Source organism: Pseudomonas sp. RT4P38 (assembly GCF_054897765.1).
Genome location: NZ_CM142703.1, coordinates 459,772 through 476,468, shown reverse-complemented (window position 1 = coordinate 476,468; position 16,697 = coordinate 459,772). Strand labels below are relative to the sequence as shown.

Here is a 16,697-nt window from a genome sequence, read left to right as displayed (position 1 = left end):
ATCTCCGTCGTACGCAGAATTTGTGTTGGACCAAGATCCACTGTGGGAGCGAGCTTGCTCGCGATAGCGGTGGAACATTCAACGAAACTTCCGGATTGAATAATTTTCCATCGCCCACAAAAAAGGCCGTTTTTGCATGAAAACGACCTATCCGAAGTAGCTAAAGACCGGCGAAAAACACTTAAGTTCCACCTAAAAAACAGCAACTTATACAAATGTGTTGAAGTCGTGTTACTCGTCGGATTTCGATTGTCACAACCATGACACAGCCTCAGGATCGCGCCGTCATCCCCTTGAGGTTCCTCTATGAAGTTCTCCTCGATTCTCTTGTTGTCCCTTGGCCTGGTCAGTGGCTTCGCTTCTGCCGGCGGCACCACCGAAGCAGGTGTGGGCGGCGCATTGGGCGGGGTTCTGGGCTCGGTCGTCGGTCAGTCATTAGGCGGCAATACAGGTTCCACCATTGGCGCGGCCCTGGGCGGCGCGGGTGGTAGCGCTGTTGGCGCAGACAAACGCAGCCGTGGCGAAGCAGCCATTGGCGGTGCGTTGGGCGCGGCAGGCGGTAACGTGGTCGGCCGCAGCATGGGCGGCACCACCGGCAGCCTGATCGGCTCCGCAGCAGGCGGCGGCGCCGGTGGCGCGCTGGGTAACTACATGGGTAACAAGAGCGATGACGATGATGATCGTCGCTCCTATCGTCGTGGTCATGATGATCGTCGCTACTACCGTGACGGCCATCGGGGTCGCGGCCATGCCTACGGCCATCGCAAGCATAAACATCGCCATGACGACTGAGGCTTGAATCGCCTCGTGGACCGGTAAATCAAATAATCGCAGCCCTCGGGCTGCGATTTTTTTTGCCTGTCAAACTACCAAGCGCTCCATTGCATCGCGCAACCCGGCAGGAATTGCCACGGGTAGATTCGACACCCTATCCACAAACACATGCACGAAGCGCCCCGCCGCGCAGGCTTCGTCTTCCCCGGCCTTGAACACGGCCAGCTCGTATTGCACCGAGCTGTTGCCCAACTTGCCCACCCGCAAACCGATCTCGATCCGATCGGGGAAGGCAATGGAGGCAAAGTAATCGCAAGCCGAACTCACCACAAAACCCACCACCTCGCCGTCATGAATATCCAGGCCGCCGACTTCGATCAGGTAGGTGTTCACTACCGTGTCGAAGAAACTGTAGTAAGTGACGTTGTTAACGTGTCCGTAGGCGTCGTTGTCGTGCCAGCGGGTGGTGATGGGTTGGAAGTGAAAGTAGTCGGTGCGTTGATTCATGGGGTCTCGCCTTGAGGATCGCTCCCACGCTCTGCGTGGGAATGCAGCCTGGGACGCTCCGCGCCCCAACAGCGGACGCAGAGCGTCCATGGAAGCGTTCCCACGCGGAGCATGGGAACAATCGAACAGGTGAAGTCTACCGATCCGCAAACCCTTTACCCACCGCCGCCAACTCCCCAATCAACCGGGCCAGTTTCCACTGATCACCCTGCTTTGTCTCCAGCGCCAGCAAACGCTGATGAATATCCGGCAACCCTTGCTGATCCGCCCAGGCCATCGGCCCCCCCTTGTCCGCCGGGAAGCCGTACCCGTTGAGATACACCAAATCGATGTCATTCGCTGACTCGGCGATACCCTCCTGAAGGATCTTCGCACCTTCATTGACCAGTGCCAGCAAGCAGCGCTCAAGAATCTCCTCGGGGCTTATCTCGCGACGCTGGAACCCCAACCCTTCGCTGACCTTCAGCACCAGCGCATCGACTTCAATATCGTGCTCAGCCTGGCGACTGCCCGGCTCATAGTGGTAATAGCCGTTGCCACTCTTCTGACCGAAACGACCCAATTCGCACAGACGGTTGTCCACTTGAACCTCGGGCGCATCCTGCCCTTTGCCAGCCAATTCCCGAGCCCGCCAACCCAGGTCGACGCCAACCACGTCGTACATGCGGAACGGCCCCATGGCGAAGCCAAAACCTTGCAGCACCGCATCGACCTGATGTGGAAAAGCGCCTTCGAGCAGCATCTTGCGCGCTTCGAGCACATAGGGATGAAGCATGCGGTTGCCGATGAAACCATGGCAGTTACCCGACACCACACTAACCTTGCCCATGCGTTTGCCCAACGCCAATGCGGCTTCAAGCACAGCCGGGACGGTTTGGGCACCGCGAACGATTTCCAGCAGTTTCATGATGTGCGCCGGGCTGAAGAAGTGCAGACCCAGGACCTGTTCCGGACGGCGAGTGGCCGCGGCGATGGCGTCGATATCCAGCGCCGAGGTATTGCTGGCCAAAATCGCTTCAGGTTTGAGCAGACCGTCCAGTTCACGGAAGATTTTCTGCTTGAGTTCGAGGTTTTCGTACACCGCTTCGATCACCAGATCGACATCGCGGATCGCCGCGTAGTCAGCAGCCGCCGTTATCCGTGCAATGCGAGCGTCTGCCTCGGTCTGATCGATCCGGCCCTGACGCACGTTGTGGGCGTAGGTGTCCGCCACGGCGGCCAGCGCCTGTTCAAGCATCTGTGGATTGTTATCAACCCACTGCACCGGGACGCCAGCGTTGGCCAGGCACATGACAATGCCACGGCCCATGGTGCCCGCGCCAATGATGGCGGCGCGCTGAATAGTGAACGGTGTCTCGCTCATAGTTGTTGTTCTCTTGTTGGCGATCCAAAGACAGCCTTCACCATAGTCAGCCACCGGGCTTTTTTGAAATTTATTCCTGTGATGGGCGACATTCAGCGGATGGATCTACGCAGGTAAATGCGCCTGGGCCCACGCCCGCACCTCGCCATACGGATAATCCTCCAGCGCCGCAAACCCGGGAATCGACCGCGCCTTGAGCTTGGTAAACAACGGCACGCTGATACCGCATAAAAACCGTACCACGCGCTCCGCCGACGGAGCGTTGCCGGTGTGCTGCTCATGCCTGTGGATAAAATCACCGCACAACGCTTCGAAGCTTTTATCCACAAGCGCCGGCAATTCCGGTGGCGCAGGCAATCGCGCCACATCCCCGTGACACACCGAACAATGCCCGCACTGCTGCGGCGCGTTTTCATCGCCGAAGTACTCGGCCAGTCGATAACCCAGGCAATGGTCGGTGGCGAACAGATCCAGCATGGCGTGAATCCGCGCGATCTCGGTGCGCTCATGCCGGGTGAAGTAGGCATGTAACTCAGCGCTCAGGGCCTGGCTGTCGAAGTCCGTTTGCAGCAGGCTGTAGACCTCGGTCATCTGTTTGCTTTCGAGCTCGACCCAACCCTTTTCCTGGAAATAATCCAGCGCCTTGACCACTCGATTGCGCTCGGCCTGATGCTGCTCATACAGTGCGTCGAAATTCACCGTGGCCCAGGTCCGCGCGCGGCTTGAGGTCTGGATGATCGCCGCGACGAAGTCTTTGCGCTCACCCTCGAAGCGGGCCAGCAAGGCCTCGGGCTCCTGCAAGTACTTGAAGCGGTATTCCGCGTAATAGGCGTAACGCGGAGCGATGATCCCGCGCAGTTCCAACTGCACCAGTAAGGTCTTGAGCGGCAATTGTCGGATGTTGCTTTGGTCCGCCAGCGGCCCCAACAGAAACTCCCACTGCCCCTCGGGCGCGGCGGCTTGCAACTCGTCGAGCACGTAGCGGATGCCATCCAGCTCAGGCGTATCGCCGTAGACGAAGTTTTCCAGCACGTTGAGGCTGTCGCGGTTGGCCAACACCAGGCAGTCGGATGGCTGACCGTCACGCCCGGCGCGGCCGATTTCCTGGCTGTAGTTTTCGATCGATTTGGGCAGGTCGAAATGCACCACGTTGCGGATGTCGCTCTTGTCGATGCCCATGCCGAACGCGATGGTGGCCACGATGCAATTGGACTGCCCGCCCATGAACCGGCGCTGGATTGCTTCGCGTTGTTCATGGGGCAGACCGGCGTGATAGGCCTCGGCCTGAATGCCGTTGCGAGTCAGATGTTCGGCAATGTGCTCGGCAGTTTTCTGCAGGGTGACGTAGACGATGCTCGGCTGGTCGGGACGCTGACTCATCCATTCGACAAGGCGTCGGCGTTTGTCCTGCCCGCGCACCGGCTCGACCAACAGATTGAGGTTTGGCCGATAGAAACCGGTGGTCACCACGTCTTCCGGGGCGATGGCGAACTTGGCCTCCATGTCAGCGATCACCTTGGGTGTCGCAGTGGCGGTCAGCAGCAGCGCCTGTGGGATGTTGAACTGGCGCTGATAATCTGGAAGCTTGAGATAGTCGGGGCGGAAGTTGTGGCCCCATTCCGAGATGCAGTGCGCCTCATCCACTACCAGCAACGAGATCGGCACTTGCTGCAAGAAATTGCGGAAACGCTCGTTCTTCAGGCGCTCCACGGAGATCATCAAAATCTTCAGCTCACCTGACTTGGCCCGAGCCATCACGTCGCTGGCGTCATCGCGGCTCTGGGCCGAATCGATACTGCCCGCCGCAATGCCGTGGCGCTGCAGGAACGCCAGTTGATCTTGCATCAACGCCAGCAGAGGCGACACCACCAGCGTCAGGTGCGGCAGCAACAACGCCGGCAATTGATAGCAAAGGGACTTACCCGAGCCGGTAGGGAAAATCGCCGCCGCCGAGCGCCCGGCCAGCACAGCACTGACCGCCGCTTCCTGACCGGGCCGAAACTGTGGATAACCGAAAACCTGTTCCAGGGTGTTGTGCATAAGCTGTCACTCCGTTGACTGCTGCCATGCCAAAAGCCTAGTCGGCAAACGCAGCGAGTCGAGAAAAGGTCGGGGACCAAAACGATACGGGATGATACAGCCTCGCCCCAGGGTCCTTTGCCACAGGATGAAACAAACGAAACACTTTGTTCCTCGCGGAGTTGCTCAATCTGACGTTAAGGTCTTCCTCGCACAACCACCGTCCGCGCATTTCACATCACGGCAGGACGCCTGATGAGCGCGGCATTTGAACAAGGAACGACCATGCCTCAAAAATCTTTTTTCGCGATCGCCCTGATCCTGACATCCCTGCTGCTGAGCGGCTGCGACAGGATTCCAGAAGAGCCACCGCTGCTCGCTACGTGCGACACCCTGGAGTGTTCAGCGCAACAGGCTTGGCGAACATCCTGACCACTTCGGGATAAATGGCTACGGCACCACCACGGCCACCCGCAGGTGCTCGTTCAACATCTGCTCCTGAAACACCCGGCTCTTGCTCGCCCACGCAGCATGAGCCGGGCTGATTTCGCCCGTGAACGCCGCCGCCAACTGACGCAAATCAGCGACGCTTCGTACGCGAGGGCAGAAGGGTTCACCGTCGCAGTTCTGGCTGGCGCTGCGGTAGGTGATCAGTAGTCGGTCCCACAGCCCGTCACGCACCTGCCTGACCGACTTGAGCTTCACATCCTGCACGCCCAGTCGTTGTTTCAGGCTCTGTTCGTCCAGCGCTTCGCTGGCCAGCAATGCCTTGCCGAACATCAGTACTTCAGCACGAAAAGCGGTGTCCATGCGCGCCTGACTGGTCAGCGCATCCGGCCAACCGGTGCGGTCCATATTGGCCAGGACCATCGAGTTACCTGCATCAGCAGCACCCGCCGTGCGACAAACCCCGGCCCACAGCAACAAAATCGAGGCCATACGTAGCCATTGCATACCTAATTCCCTTCAAGCGTTGGACGGACGTTTCGAAACGTCCTACTGATTCTGGCGCGCACCATACAGAGGTTTAGCGCGTCGCGCCTGACAACCCCGTAGGAAACTTGCCGTCTAAGGGTTTAGGCGTAAAAAACCTCGGGAAACGCGTAGGCCCGGTCCGAAAAGGCAGGTAAACCCCCTACAAAACCTGTCCATCGAAGCCGTATTGCCGCACGGCGCCGTGCCCTTCTATAGTCTGTGGCGCGGCTGAAAACAGTGTCTCGGCCTGCCGGGAGCCACCTCCCGATTTCGTACAGGACGAACCTCGATGAACACCTTCCACACATTTACAGAACGCTATCGCCCGCTCAAATCCCGCTACAGCGACACCCCCGTGCTGGTCATCGATACAGAAGCCGACCCTCACGAAATCCTCGACGCCGCCCGCCAACGCATCCGCGCCGCCAGCGACCTGCTCGAAACGCTTTATTGCCTGTGCTTCAAACAAGCCGACGCGAGCGACATTCCCAACATCGTCAATGCGCTGTACCTGCTGACCCAGGACGGCAATGAATTGCTTGAGGTTGCACGACAACGCCTCCCGAAAACCACCGCAGCCTGATGCCAAAAACCAATCCAACCCAGACCACATACCCCTGTGGGAGCGAGCTTGCTCGCGATGAACGATAACGCGGTGTGCCTGATGAAAAACGAATCGCCCAATACTCAACAACAACTCAGCAACGCAGCAACGCAGCAACGCAGCAACGCAGCAACGCAGCCTACGACGCATGGTTCAAAGCGCAAGTACAAACCAGCCTCGACGACCCTCGCCCCAGCATTCCAAACGAAGAAGTCAAACATCTGATGGCAATCAAACGCGAGAAATTGCGGCAGGGATAAGTCCGTAGGCAACGCCCTATCAAAGCTTCATCCCGGTCCTACAACCGAAGGCAACTTGTCGCCTATCGCCGGCCAGCGACTTGTTTCTATAGTTCTGACTGTCGCTGCCAAATCAGCGACTCGGGCTTGGTCACCTGAATAGAGAACTCATTCCGCTTCCGTTGTATGCTGCGGCACCTCAAGTGCCTGCACGCTATATGGTGGCTGTGTTCGGGACGCCTTCGGGCGTACCGGCAAAGTGAGTTCTCACCGGTTTGACCAACCCGAACACAGTCCGCCTCCCATCGCTTGGTCACGATGGTGGTGGTTTCTCCTGATGCACTTGAGAATTCTCACTATGAATAAATGGAACCCGTTCGCTGATCGCTACCGCCCCCTCCAAACCAACCTCACCGATTCCCCGCCCCTGATCATCGACACAGAGGCCGATCCCCAGGACATCCTCGAAGCCGCTCTCCAGCGCATCCGAGCGTCCAGCGATCTACTCAAAACCCTCCATTGCCAATGCTTCAAGAACGGTGACGTCGAAGACATTCCGCACATCACCCATGCCCTCTACCTGTTGACTCAGGACGGCTGCGACCTACTGAAAGTCGCCCAACAACGCTTGATGGGCTGGAAAGCACCATCCTGACGCCGAGTGAACAGATCGTTCTCACGTTCTGCGTGAGAACGATCAAACACCAGTTACAACCAAGACCTTACCGCCGATGGACGCAAAGCGTTGAAAGCCGTCATCGAACAATGGAGATAACCATGGGCAAGTTTTTTGGTGAGCTAATGGAAAGCGTGCAACAAATGGACAAAATCCTACATGGTGAGCGTCGGCCTTCCCGCGAATTCCATGTTGATGCATGGAAGACCATTCCAACGCTCAGCGCGGGGACGATCATCCTCCCCCGAAGCATCAAAAATACCGGTCTATCAACCAGATCGTTTGAGCTACACTTGGGCAGTGCACAAAGAGGCAGATGTCATGAGCGAACTGACTTTTCAGCAAAAACAGGATTATTACGACAAGGTGCGCCGTTCAAATTACTTGGCGAGCTTGCGTCTTGAAGGCTTCGACACTTCGCGTGCCGATGCTGACAAACCGCTCCCAACGCGGGAGTCGGTACTCAACAAATATCGTCAGAATCCACGTTAATGGTGGATAAATACGGGGTCGGCCAAGACCCCTATTGCTACCCTGGTAGCGACGTTCTGCGCAACCTGCTCAATATTCATAATGAAGAGCAACTACAAAAAGCGGAGCGAGAACTCTCAGAAATCGCCGTCAGCAAATTCCGCCTTCTCCCCCCTCCGTACGACCTCAGCCTTTTGCAGCATATTCATAAGTCCTTGTTTTCCGATGTCTACGATTGGGCAGGACTGTTAAGGACAGTGAATATCCAGAAAGGAGACACGCTTTTCTGTACAGCAGACCGAATCGCCCCTGAAGCCGACAAAATTTTTCGGGTCATGGCAAGTGCTGCTTGGTTCGTAGGCACCAGTAAAGCGGAGCTCGTCGTCAAGGTTGCTGAAACATATGGTGATTTAAACGTAATTCACCCTTTTCGCGAAGGTAACGGTCGAGCTCAACGAATCTTGTTTGAGCAGATCATCATCAACGCAGGGTTTGCAGTTGATTGGTGGCTGATCAAAGACAGCGCATGGATTCCCGCGAACATTGATGCGGTGACATGCGACTACCGTGGCCTCGAAGCTATTTTCGAGCGTTGCATTGGTGGTCAATTGAATATGCCACCACTACTGAGTTGACCGTTTCTGCCCCGGTATCGGATAAATCCGCAATGAACCTCGCCCCCAACTTCCCCGACGACCACGCCATGCACCTGCTCATGCAGCTGTTGCACGAAGAGCTCGGTCTGTCAGAACGCAAAACCATCAGCCTCACCACCTCGATTAACTTCGACTTTGGCTGCAACGGCGCCGATTCGCGTCACCTGATGGAGACGCTGGAAGAACAGTTCGCCATCGACTTCATCGATTACGACGCCTATCGCTACTTCCAGCCCGAAGGCTTTGACGTATTCCTCAAGCGCCGGGCCAAGGGGCGTGGCGACAAGATCCCTCTGACTATCGGAATGATTTACCAAGCGATCAAGTTGCAACGGTGGGATACACAGGAATTGGAAGGAATCTAGCTGAACGCGTAAGTACCATTATTCTGGTCGTTTAGCCCCTTTTCGGCTGGAATAATGGCACTTACGGTGTCCCTGACGGCCTGAATTGCACGCACAAAAAAGCCGCCCTCAAAGGGCGGCTTTTTCATTACATCAAACCAACACTTACAACTTAGGCCCAGCAGCCTTGATCGCGTCGCTCACTTCAAACTTCTTGAAGTTCTCAACAAACAACCCAGCCAACGCCTTAGCGGCCTCATCATAAGCAGCCTTGTCAGCCCAGGTATTACGCGGGTTCAACAGGCCAGTCTCAACGCCCGGCACAGCCAACGGCACGTCCAGGTTGATGGTGTCGAGGTGTTCGGTTTCAGCACCGATCAACGCGCCGCTCTGGATCGCTGCGATCACGCCACGAGTGGTCGGGATGTTGAAACGCTTACCAACGCCGTAGCCGCCGCCGGTCCAGCCGGTGTTGACCAGGTAGACCTTGGAGCCGAAGCCGCGGATGCGTTTGATCAGCAGCTCAGCGTATACGCCAGCCGGGCGCGGGAAGAACGGTGCGCCGAAGCAGGTGGAGAAGGTCGATTTGATGCCGCTGCCGGAACCCATTTCGGTCGAGCCCACCAGTGCGGTGTAGCCGGACAGGAAGTGGTAGGCCGCTTGTTCTTCGCTGAGGATCGACACGGGCGGCAGCACGCCGGTCAGGTCGCAGGTCAGGAAGATCACAGCGTTTGGCTCGCCACCGAGGTTTTTCTCGGAACGCTTGGCAACGTGCTCCAGCGGGTAGGCGGCGCGGCTGTTCTGGGTCAGGCTGACATCAGCGTAATCGGCGTGCTTGGCGTCATCGATAACGACGTTTTCCAGGACTGCACCGTGCTTGATGGCTTTCCAGATGACCGGCTCGTTCTTCTCGGACAGGTCGATGCACTTGGCGTAGCAGCCGCCTTCGATGTTGAAGACAACGCCTTCACCCCAGCCGTGCTCGTCGTCACCGATCAGGTAACGGCTTTCATCGGCGGACAGGGTGGTCTTGCCGGTGCCGGACAGACCGAAGAACAGGGTCACGTCGCCCTCTTCGCCGATGTTGGCGGCGCAGTGCATTGGCAGCACGTCGGCAGCCGGCAGCAGGAAGTTCTGCACCGAGAACATGGCTTTCTTCATTTCACCGGCGTAACGCATGCCGGCGATCAGCACTTTCTTCTGAGCGAAGTTGAGGATCACGCAACCGTCGGAGTTGGTGCCGTCACGCTCTGGCACGCACTCGAAGTTGGCAACGTTGAGCACTTGCCACTCATCACGACCAGCCGGGTTGTACTTTTCCGGGTTGATGAACAGGCAACGGCCGAACAGGTTCTGCCAGGCAGTCTGGGTGGTCATCTTCACGGCCAGGTAGTGGTCTTGAGCCGCACCTACATGCACGTGGGAAACGAAATGCTCTTGCGCGTTGTTGAACGCCTCGACGCGGTCCCACAGGGCATCGAACTTGTCGGCCGGGAACTTGCGGTTGATCGGCCCCCAAGCGATGGCTGCCTGGGTGGAAGGCTCTTCCACGATGAAACGATCGACTGGCGAGCGGCCGGTACGGTGACCGGTGCGAACTACCAGCGCGCCGGTATCGGCAAGCTCGCCTTCACCGCGATTCAGGGCTTCTTTTACCAGATCATCAACACTCAGATCGGTGTACACGGCGTTATTGGCTTGCGTCATGAGATTCCCCGTCGGCCAGTGGCCGAGTGTGCTCCAAACGTTTTGTAGTAGAAAGTCGTGCACTACTACCGCGAAAAAAGTGGGCCGGATTATGCCAGAAAAGCCCAAAAATAGTAGGGCCCTCCCGTCGTAACGGCGCTATTGCGGCGCTAACCAGTGAATTTACCTGCGCTGAACCGTTTTAGTGCCGGGTATCTGACGGCGTATCGACACCCGCACCCGCGAACAATTGAGTGATATCCGCCGCATCAAACAGGTAGCGTTCGTTGCAAAACTGACAGTCAATCTCAATATTGCCACCGTGTTCGATCACCAGCGACTGGGCATCTTCCAGACCCAAGCTGACCAGCGCATTGGCAGAACGTTCGCGAGAGCAGCTGCAATGGAAGCGCAGTTTCTGCACATCGAACAAACGAACCTGCTCTTCGTGGTAGAGGCGATGGAGCACGGTTTCGTTGTCCAGGCTCAGCAATTCATCGGCGGTCAGGGTGCTGCCCAGCGCGGTGATGTGCTGCCAGCTGGCGGCGCGTTCTTCTTCGTCTTTCAGACGGTCGGCGGGCAGTTGCTGCAGCAGCAGGCCACGGGCGCGACGACCATCGGCGTATAGCCAGAAACGCGTACCGACTTGTTGGGACATCACGAAGTAGTTAGTGAAGCACTCCGACAGGGTTTCGCCATCGAGGTCGACGATGCCCTGGTAGCGCTGGCCCTGGGTCGGGTCGACGGTCAGCGCCAATACGCCATTGGGCATCAGGTCGGCGAGGGTCGCGTCGGGTGCGATCTGGTCGGCTTCGTATCGGGCCAGGCCACGGATTTCGCGCTCGCTGGAGCACTCGATCATCAGCAATGGGATCGGGCCTTCGGAACGGGCCTGGAGAATCAGCAAGCCATCGAACTTCAGGGTGCCGACCAACAACGATGCCGCCGCCATCAGCTCGCCGAGCAATTGCGCAACCGGCTCCGGATACGGGTGTTTAGCGAGGACTTCGGCGTAGCTACGCTCCAATGCAACCAGCTCGCCGCGGGTGTCGCTGTCATCGAAGATGAAGCGTTGGGTGTAGTCGGTATCCGGTAAATCGGTCATAGGTCTGGGTATCTGAAGTAATAACAAAATGATTTCAAAAAGTGGAAATGCGCCTCTGCAGCACCCTTTCGGTGCGCGATGTTCAGCCGTGGGAGGCATTTTATGAACAATCCAGGTTTGTTCCAAGCCTTGCTCGCGAAGGCTGGTTCACAGCCAACACAGAAGCGACTGACTTACTCGTCGTTGCTGCTTCCACGAAACTTGAACAAATCCCGTCGCTGCTTCTTGCTCGGTTTGCCGTCGGTGCTCACACCCAGCGAACCGGCTTTACGCATGGCCGCAGCCGCCTCGCGCTTGGCGACGCTGGCTTCGGTTTCAGCGTAGAGCGCCTGAGCCTCTGGCGCACCTCGGCGTACGATCGATAACGCCTTTACCACCACCGTGCGTTCCTCGAACCCTGCGCGAATCTGAAACTCGTCGCCGACCCTCGGCTCCTTGCCCGGTTTGCAACGCTCCCCCCGGCAATGCACCTTGCCGCTTTCTATCGCCGCTTTGGCCAAGGCGCGTGTTTTATAAAAACGCGCGGCCCACAACCATTTATCGAGACGGACCTTGTCGTCCTCTTCCTGTTTTTGTGCCACTGGAATTCCTCTCTCGGTGAATAGTCGGAACTGTACTACCGTTTCTGTCGGGCGCAAGAACTCGGCCCTCCAGATAGAATGTGTTCTTGGCCGGCTCACCGGCATGGAGTGATCGAGTGACTATATTTCCGTCTTCATTGACCTCGCCCAACGGCGGTTGCCAGGGTTGCCAGCAAAGTGAGCCCCTGGGCTTCGATTTTGCCTTTGCCTACCAACCGATCGTCGATTTGCGAGACCAGTCGATTTTCGCCCATGAGGCACTCGTGCGCGGTGTAAAGGGTGAGGGGGCACTGTCGGTTCTCGATCAGATCACCGAGGACAACCGCTACCGCTTCGACCAGCTCTGCCGGACCCGAGCCATTGAAGGCGCGGCGAATCTAGGGATGCAGACGCATCTGTCAATCAACTTCATGCCCAACGCTGTGTATCGCCCGGAACTGTGTATTCGCAGCACGCTGGAAGCCGCGACAAAACACAACTTCCCCATCGACCGGCTGATTTTCGAAACCCTGGAAAGCCAGCACGTAGATAACTATCGCCATTTGACCAATATTCTGCGTGAATACCGCGAATTCGGCTTCAAGACCGCCATCGACGATTTCGGCGCGGGCTACTCGGGGCTCAATCTGCTTGCTGATTTCCAACCGGACCTGATCAAACTCGACATGGCACTGATCCGCGATGTCGACCGCGATCGTGTTCGTCAGGCTATCGTTCGAGGGGTTGTCACAATCTGTGCGGAGCTAAACGTTACAGTCATTGCCGAAGGGATCGAAAGCGCCGGAGAACGGGATTTCCTGGCGGACTGTGGAATTTTTCTGATGCAGGGTTACTGGTTCGCCAAACCCGCATTCAAAGCGTTGGCCCAGGTAACGCCTGGGACCTGGACGCGTTAATCGCTGGTTTTTCCTATTGAAGACATTTGACCATTTGACCGTTGTCGGTCTGCGCGAGTGGGTGGCGCTCCCGGATTTGGGAGTCGCGGGCCTGCGCGCAAAAATCGACACCGGCGCCAGCACCTCCAGTCTGCATGCCACCGATATCGAGCCATTCGAGCGCGACGGGGAACAGTGGGTGCGCTTTACTGCTCACTTGGGCACGGTGGTGCAACTGCGTCACCGGCGCTGCGAAGCACCATTGGTGACAATGAAAACTATCAAAAGCTCTAACGGTCACGCGCAGAAGCGTTACGTGGTCAGCACCACCCTGGCCCTTGGTGATCGGGTCTGGCGGGTCGAGTTCACCCTCGCCTGCCGCAAATCCATGCGTTATCGCCTGTTGCTCGGTTCCAAAGCCTTGATCGATGGCCAGTTAGTGGTCAATCCGGGCATTAAATACGTACAAGACAAGCCGGTGTTCCCGGTATCTACCTCCTCCACAGGTGTTGCATGAAGATCGCTGTGCTGTCGCGGAACCCGCGTTTGTATTCCACTCGTCGTCTGGTCGAAGCCGGTACCGAGCGTGGCCATGAAATGGTGGTGATCGACACCCTGCGCGCTTACATGAACATTGCCAGCCACAAGCCGCAGATCCACTACCGCGGCAAGCCGCTGGAAGGTTTCGATGCGGTGATACCGCGGATTGGCGCGTCGGTGACGTTTTATGGCTGCGCGGTGTTGCGCCAGTTCGAAATGATGGGCGTTTTTCCACTCAACGAATCGGTGGCCATCGCCCGCTCGCGAGACAAACTGCGGTCCCTGCAATTGCTGTCGCGCCGGGGAATTGGTTTGCCGGTCACCGGTTTTGCGCACTCCCCGGACGACATTCCCGACTTGATCGAGATGGTCAACGGCGCGCCGCTGGTGATCAAGGTGCTGGAAGGCACTCAGGGCATCGGCGTGGTGATGTGTGAAACGGCGACGGCGGCGGAGTCGGTGATCGAGGCGTTCATGGGCCTGAAGCAGAACATCATGGTTCAGGAATACATCAAGGAAGCCGGCGGGGCGGACATTCGCTGCTTCGTGGTCGGCGACAAGGTGATCGCGGCGATGAAGCGTCAGGCCAAGCCTGGGGAGTTTCGCTCCAACCTGCATCGTGGTGGCACCGCCAGCCTGATCAAGATCACGCCGGAAGAACGCATGACGGCATTGCGTGCGGCGAAGGTGATGGGTTTGGCAGTGGCGGGCGTGGACATCCTGCGTTCCAATCATGGCCCGCTGGTGATGGAAGTGAATTCGTCGCCGGGGCTGGAAGGGATTGAAACCACCACTAGCAAGAACGTGGCGGGGATCATCATTGAGCATCTTGAGAAGAATGGTGGGCCGAATATGACGCGCACCAAAGGCAAGGGCTAAAGCCAAGAGCCCCCTCACCCCAACCCTCTCCCCAAAGGGGCGAGGGGACTGACCGAGGTGATTTTCGCTATACATCGACCTGAGATTTCGAGTCGAACTCAGGTTTTGAATGCGATGAAAATCGGCTCCCTTTCCCCCTCTCCCCACTGGGGAGAGGGTTGGGGTGAGGGGTGGATTCAGAATCCCCCTCAAATCTAAAACCACGACCGCAGTCGTTAAACCGCATCCCTCGGCAACATCAACCCCAACGGCAACCGCACTCGCGCTTCCAGCCCGCCACCAGAACGGTTACGCAGCTCAACATTCCCCCCATGCATCGAAGCAATCCGCTTCACGATCGCCAAGCCCAACCCTGTCCCCTTGCCCCCCCGGGCACGATCACCCCGAGTAAACGGGTTGAAAATCGCCTCCAGCTCCGACGGATCGATCCCCGCCCCACGGTCCATGACACTCAGCACCACATACGGCGCGCTGGTATCCCCGGACACATAAGCGGCCACCTCAACCCCGCTGCCCGCGTGATGCAAGGCGTTGCCAATCAGGTTGTTCAGCAACCGCTTCATCGACACCCGACGCAACGGAAACGGCTGAATTGGCTCCAGGCGCAGGCGCACTTTCTCTTCGTTCTGGTTGTACGGCGCCGCGACTTCGCGCACCAGATCGCTGAGATCCACCTCTTCCACCGACTCGTCGCGACCATCGCGGATAAACGCCAGGAACTGGTCGAGAATCGCGTCCATGTCTTCGATGTCACGGATCATGTCGTCCGTCAGGTCGCTGTGGTCGCCCATGAGCTCCAGAGATAGCCGTAACCGGGTCAACGGTGTACGCAGGTCGTGGGACACCCCGGCCAGCATCAACTCGCGCTCACGCCCCGCCTGTTCGACGTCTTCGGCCATCTGGTTGAAGGCGCGGTAAACCTCGGTCATTTCACTCGGTGTGTCGCTGATCGGCAGGCGCACACTGCGGCCCTGACCGAGTTGCCGCGCGGCATACACCAGACGTTTCAACGGTTGATTGAGCTGGCTGACGAAGATCCATGCCGACGCAGTGGAGAGCAAGCCGATGGCGAGGAACCAGCCGAGTACGTTCCAGATTTTCTGGCCACGCAACGGATGCGGATACAGGGGCACTTTCAGCCAGCCATCACCCAGGCTTGGCGCCCGCACCCACAGGGCCGGCGGCGAATGCATGCGTAATCGAACTTCGGTGTCGGCCCCCAGTTCGGCCTGCATCTGTCGCTGGTAGATCTCGCTGTAAGGCCAGTGGTGCTCGCCTTCCGGCACGCCAGCGCCCACCACCCGGATCAGGGTCGCGGCATCGGCAATCTTGGCGCGGTTTTCTTCATCGGCCGACCAATAGGCGCGTAGCGTCAGGGCGACGCCGTGGCTGTATTGGCGGTCCACCAGCACGTCTTCGTTCATCAACAGATAAACCAGGGTCAGCGCCTTGGAAAACAGGACGACGATCAGCACCAGCCACAGGGTGCGGGAGAAGAAACTCTGGGGGAACCAAACGGGGGTTTTCATGGATAACCGCTACACACTTGCAGGAGCGAGCGATGCTCGCATATTGCGGATCGCGAGTCTGCGGACAACATCATCCGCAAGACCCGCTCCTACAAATCGCCGATCACTTGGTGGCGGCGCCATCCGGAACAAACACGTAACCCACGCCCCAGACTGTCTGGATGTAACGCGGCTTGGATGGATCGGGCTCGATCATCCGGCGCAGACGCGAGATTTGCACGTCAATGGAACGCTCCAGGGCGTCCCACTCGCGGCCACGGGCCAGGTTCATCAGTTTGTCGCGAGTCAGAGGCTGGCGGGCGTTCATCACCAACGCCTTGAGCACCGCAAACTCACCCGTGGTGAGCATGTGCACTTCGTCGCCGCGCTTGAGTTCGCGGGTGGCCAGGGACAGCTCGTAGTCACCGAAGGTCACGCTTTCGTCTTCGCTGCCCGGAGCACCCGGCACCGGAGCGGACTGACGACGCAGGACCGCTTTGACGCGTGCCATCAGCTCATCCGGGTTGAACGGCTTGGCGAGGTAATCGTCAGCGCCCAGTTCGAGGCCCTTGATACGGCTCAGCTCATCGCCCTTGGCGGTGAGCATGATGATCGGAATCTGGTTGTTCGCGGTGCGCAGGCGGCGGCAGGCGGTCAAGCCGTCTTCGCCGGGCAGCATCAGGTCGAGGACCACCAGGTTGAACACTTCACGCGCCAGGAGGCGATCCATTTGTTCAGTGTTCGGCACGGCGCGGGCGCGGTAGCCCTTGCTGACGAAAAAGCGTTCCAACAGGCTGCTGAGCCCTGGATCGTCGTCAACAATAAGAATTTTTTCGCCTTCAGCAATGTTTGCAGTGCTGCTCATTAGATGCTCCTTTGATCTCGGCGCGCATTA

21 protein-coding genes are annotated in these 16,697 nt (G+C 58.0%); 12 read left to right on the top strand and 9 right to left on the bottom strand.

All coding sequences use genetic code 11. The features are described from left to right. Positions 1–306: 306 nt before the first annotated feature. Positions 307–792 carry a glycine zipper domain-containing protein gene (locus ACYZT7_RS02220; protein ID WP_283182520.1) on the top strand — a complete coding sequence of 162 codons (486 nt, stop codon included), beginning with the start codon at positions 307–309 and terminating at the stop codon, positions 790–792. A 69-nt stretch (positions 793–861) separates the two neighbouring features. Here ACYZT7_RS02220 and ACYZT7_RS02215 read toward each other — a convergent pair whose 3' ends face one another. The 3 genes from ACYZT7_RS02215 to ACYZT7_RS02205 form a co-directional block, all read right to left on the bottom strand. Beyond that, on the bottom strand, positions 862–1,281 hold the full coding sequence (locus ACYZT7_RS02215) for an acyl-CoA thioesterase (protein WP_462039775.1): 420 nt from the start codon (positions 1,279–1,281) through the stop codon (positions 862–864). A 136-nt stretch (positions 1,282–1,417) separates the two neighbouring features. Continuing rightward, a complete protein-coding gene (locus tag ACYZT7_RS02210; protein WP_462039774.1) occupies positions 1,418–2,644 on the bottom strand; it encodes a 3-hydroxyacyl-CoA dehydrogenase in 1,227 nt (408 codons plus the stop codon). 105 nt (positions 2,645–2,749) lie between these two features. Continuing rightward, the gene (locus ACYZT7_RS02205) at positions 2,750–4,684 is read right to left on the bottom strand and encodes a RecQ family ATP-dependent DNA helicase (protein ID WP_462039773.1); all 1,935 of its coding nucleotides are present in this window, start codon (positions 4,682–4,684) and stop codon (positions 2,750–2,752) included. A 234-nt stretch (positions 4,685–4,918) separates the two neighbouring features. On the opposite strand from ACYZT7_RS02205, the gene ACYZT7_RS02200 reads away from it, so the two are divergent. Continuing rightward, positions 4,919–5,095: a hypothetical protein gene (locus ACYZT7_RS02200; RefSeq protein ID WP_462039772.1), complete on the top strand. Its 177-nt coding sequence runs from the start codon at positions 4,919–4,921 to the stop codon at positions 5,093–5,095. An 18-nt stretch (positions 5,096–5,113) separates the two neighbouring features. Here the strand turns inward: ACYZT7_RS02200 and ACYZT7_RS02195 are convergent, their stop codons facing one another. Further along, a complete protein-coding gene (locus tag ACYZT7_RS02195) occupies positions 5,114–5,617 on the bottom strand; it encodes a polysaccharide deacetylase (protein WP_462039771.1) in 504 nt (167 codons plus the stop codon). A gap of 310 nt (positions 5,618–5,927) precedes the next feature. Here ACYZT7_RS02195 and ACYZT7_RS02190 point away from each other — a divergent pair, with 310 nt between their 5' ends. From ACYZT7_RS02190 to ACYZT7_RS02160, 7 genes are all read left to right on the top strand, one after another. Beyond that, a complete protein-coding gene (locus ACYZT7_RS02190; RefSeq protein ID WP_461967769.1) occupies positions 5,928–6,221 on the top strand; it encodes a hypothetical protein in 294 nt (97 codons plus the stop codon). Positions 6,222–6,295: 74 nt separating this feature from the next. Further along, on the top strand, positions 6,296–6,502 hold the full coding sequence (locus ACYZT7_RS02185) for an antitoxin PaaA2 family protein (protein WP_462039770.1): 207 nt from the start codon (positions 6,296–6,298) through the stop codon (positions 6,500–6,502). Between the two features lie 337 nt (positions 6,503–6,839). Then, positions 6,840–7,136: a hypothetical protein gene (locus tag ACYZT7_RS02180; protein WP_462039769.1), complete on the top strand. Its 297-nt coding sequence runs from the start codon at positions 6,840–6,842 to the stop codon at positions 7,134–7,136. Positions 7,137–7,258: 122 nt separating this feature from the next. Then, positions 7,259–7,561 (top strand): hypothetical protein, encoded by a 303-nt coding sequence (locus tag ACYZT7_RS02175; protein ID WP_462039768.1) that lies wholly within the window; start codon positions 7,259–7,261, stop codon positions 7,559–7,561. Continuing rightward, positions 7,479–7,649 carry a YhfG family protein gene (locus ACYZT7_RS02170; RefSeq protein WP_462039767.1) on the top strand — a complete coding sequence of 57 codons (171 nt, stop codon included), beginning with the start codon at positions 7,479–7,481 and terminating at the stop codon, positions 7,647–7,649. Before ACYZT7_RS02175 ends, ACYZT7_RS02170 begins: the two co-directional genes overlap by 83 nt. Continuing rightward, positions 7,649–8,263: a putative adenosine monophosphate-protein transferase Fic gene (locus ACYZT7_RS02165; protein ID WP_462039766.1), complete on the top strand. Its 615-nt coding sequence runs from the start codon at positions 7,649–7,651 to the stop codon at positions 8,261–8,263. Before ACYZT7_RS02170 ends, ACYZT7_RS02165 begins: the two co-directional genes overlap by 1 nt. Before the next feature lie 32 nt (positions 8,264–8,295). Further along, positions 8,296–8,649: a DUF1493 family protein gene (locus ACYZT7_RS02160; RefSeq protein WP_462039765.1), complete on the top strand. Its 354-nt coding sequence runs from the start codon at positions 8,296–8,298 to the stop codon at positions 8,647–8,649. Between the two features lie 144 nt (positions 8,650–8,793). Here the strand turns inward: ACYZT7_RS02160 and ACYZT7_RS02155 are convergent, their stop codons facing one another. The 3 genes from ACYZT7_RS02155 to ACYZT7_RS02145 form a co-directional block, all read right to left on the bottom strand. Further along, positions 8,794–10,335 carry a phosphoenolpyruvate carboxykinase gene (locus ACYZT7_RS02155; protein ID WP_462039764.1) on the bottom strand — a complete coding sequence of 514 codons (1,542 nt, stop codon included), beginning with the start codon at positions 10,333–10,335 and terminating at the stop codon, positions 8,794–8,796. Between the two features lie 181 nt (positions 10,336–10,516). Next, positions 10,517–11,419: an Hsp33 family molecular chaperone HslO gene (hslO, locus tag ACYZT7_RS02150; protein WP_462039763.1), complete on the bottom strand. Its 903-nt coding sequence runs from the start codon at positions 11,417–11,419 to the stop codon at positions 10,517–10,519. Positions 11,420–11,592: 173 nt separating this feature from the next. Continuing rightward, on the bottom strand, positions 11,593–12,000 hold the full coding sequence (locus tag ACYZT7_RS02145; protein ID WP_461967757.1) for an RNA-binding S4 domain-containing protein: 408 nt from the start codon (positions 11,998–12,000) through the stop codon (positions 11,593–11,595). 116 nt (positions 12,001–12,116) lie between these two features. Here ACYZT7_RS02145 and rimA point away from each other — a divergent pair, with 116 nt between their 5' ends. The 3 genes from rimA to rimK are packed head-to-tail and all read left to right on the top strand — an operon-like array spanning position 12,117 to position 14,294. Next, positions 12,117–12,896 carry a S6 modification regulatory phosphodiesterase RimA gene (rimA, locus tag ACYZT7_RS02140; protein ID WP_462039762.1) on the top strand — a complete coding sequence of 260 codons (780 nt, stop codon included), beginning with the start codon at positions 12,117–12,119 and terminating at the stop codon, positions 12,894–12,896. 16 nt (positions 12,897–12,912) lie between these two features. Then, positions 12,913–13,392, top strand: coding sequence for a retropepsin-like aspartic endopeptidase RimB (rimB, locus tag ACYZT7_RS02135; protein WP_462039761.1), 480 nt, complete (start codon positions 12,913–12,915; stop codon positions 13,390–13,392). Next, the gene (gene rimK / locus ACYZT7_RS02130) at positions 13,389–14,294 is read left to right on the top strand and encodes a 30S ribosomal protein S6--L-glutamate ligase (protein WP_134419496.1); all 906 of its coding nucleotides are present in this window, start codon (positions 13,389–13,391) and stop codon (positions 14,292–14,294) included. Before rimB ends, rimK begins: the two co-directional genes overlap by 4 nt. A 215-nt stretch (positions 14,295–14,509) precedes the next feature. Here rimK and ACYZT7_RS02125 read toward each other — a convergent pair whose 3' ends face one another. Both ACYZT7_RS02125 and ompR read right to left on the bottom strand, forming a co-directional pair. After that, the gene (locus ACYZT7_RS02125; RefSeq protein ID WP_462039760.1) at positions 14,510–15,823 is read right to left on the bottom strand and encodes an ATP-binding protein; all 1,314 of its coding nucleotides are present in this window, start codon (positions 15,821–15,823) and stop codon (positions 14,510–14,512) included. A gap of 103 nt (positions 15,824–15,926) precedes the next feature. Further along, on the bottom strand, positions 15,927–16,667 hold the full coding sequence (gene ompR / locus ACYZT7_RS02120; protein WP_008149284.1) for an osmolarity response regulator transcription factor OmpR: 741 nt from the start codon (positions 16,665–16,667) through the stop codon (positions 15,927–15,929). Between the last annotated feature and the right edge of the window lie 30 nt (positions 16,668–16,697).

Excerpts from the sequence above, each read along its gene's own strand:
- ACYZT7_RS02220 (WP_283182520.1), top strand. The coding sequence starts at position 307 with ATGAAGTTCTCCTCGATTCTCTTGTTGTCCCTTGGCCTGGTCAGTGGC.
- ACYZT7_RS02215 (WP_462039775.1), bottom strand. The coding sequence starts at position 1,281 with ATGAATCAACGCACCGACTACTTTCACTTCCAACCCATCACCACCCGC.
- ACYZT7_RS02210 (WP_462039774.1), bottom strand. The coding sequence starts at position 2,644 with ATGAGCGAGACACCGTTCACTATTCAGCGCGCCGCCATCATTGGCGCG.
- ACYZT7_RS02205 (WP_462039773.1), bottom strand. The coding sequence starts at position 4,684 with ATGCACAACACCCTGGAACAGGTTTTCGGTTATCCACAGTTTCGGCCC.
- ACYZT7_RS02200 (WP_462039772.1), top strand. The coding sequence starts at position 4,919 with ATGAGCGCGGCATTTGAACAAGGAACGACCATGCCTCAAAAATCTTTT.
- ACYZT7_RS02195 (WP_462039771.1), bottom strand. The coding sequence starts at position 5,617 with ATGCAATGGCTACGTATGGCCTCGATTTTGTTGCTGTGGGCCGGGGTT.
- ACYZT7_RS02190 (WP_461967769.1), top strand. The coding sequence starts at position 5,928 with ATGAACACCTTCCACACATTTACAGAACGCTATCGCCCGCTCAAATCC.
- ACYZT7_RS02180 (WP_462039769.1), top strand. The coding sequence starts at position 6,840 with ATGAATAAATGGAACCCGTTCGCTGATCGCTACCGCCCCCTCCAAACC.
- ACYZT7_RS02175 (WP_462039768.1), top strand. The coding sequence starts at position 7,259 with ATGGGCAAGTTTTTTGGTGAGCTAATGGAAAGCGTGCAACAAATGGAC.
- ACYZT7_RS02170 (WP_462039767.1), top strand. The coding sequence starts at position 7,479 with ATGAGCGAACTGACTTTTCAGCAAAAACAGGATTATTACGACAAGGTG.
- ACYZT7_RS02165 (WP_462039766.1), top strand. The coding sequence starts at position 7,649 with ATGGTGGATAAATACGGGGTCGGCCAAGACCCCTATTGCTACCCTGGT.
- ACYZT7_RS02160 (WP_462039765.1), top strand. The coding sequence starts at position 8,296 with ATGAACCTCGCCCCCAACTTCCCCGACGACCACGCCATGCACCTGCTC.
- ACYZT7_RS02155 (WP_462039764.1), bottom strand. The coding sequence starts at position 10,335 with ATGACGCAAGCCAATAACGCCGTGTACACCGATCTGAGTGTTGATGAT.
- hslO (WP_462039763.1), bottom strand. The coding sequence starts at position 11,419 with ATGACCGATTTACCGGATACCGACTACACCCAACGCTTCATCTTCGAT.
- rimK (WP_134419496.1), top strand. The coding sequence starts at position 13,389 with ATGAAGATCGCTGTGCTGTCGCGGAACCCGCGTTTGTATTCCACTCGT.
- ACYZT7_RS02125 (WP_462039760.1), bottom strand. The coding sequence starts at position 15,823 with ATGAAAACCCCCGTTTGGTTCCCCCAGAGTTTCTTCTCCCGCACCCTG.
- ompR (WP_008149284.1), bottom strand. The coding sequence starts at position 16,667 with ATGAGCAGCACTGCAAACATTGCTGAAGGCGAAAAAATTCTTATTGTT.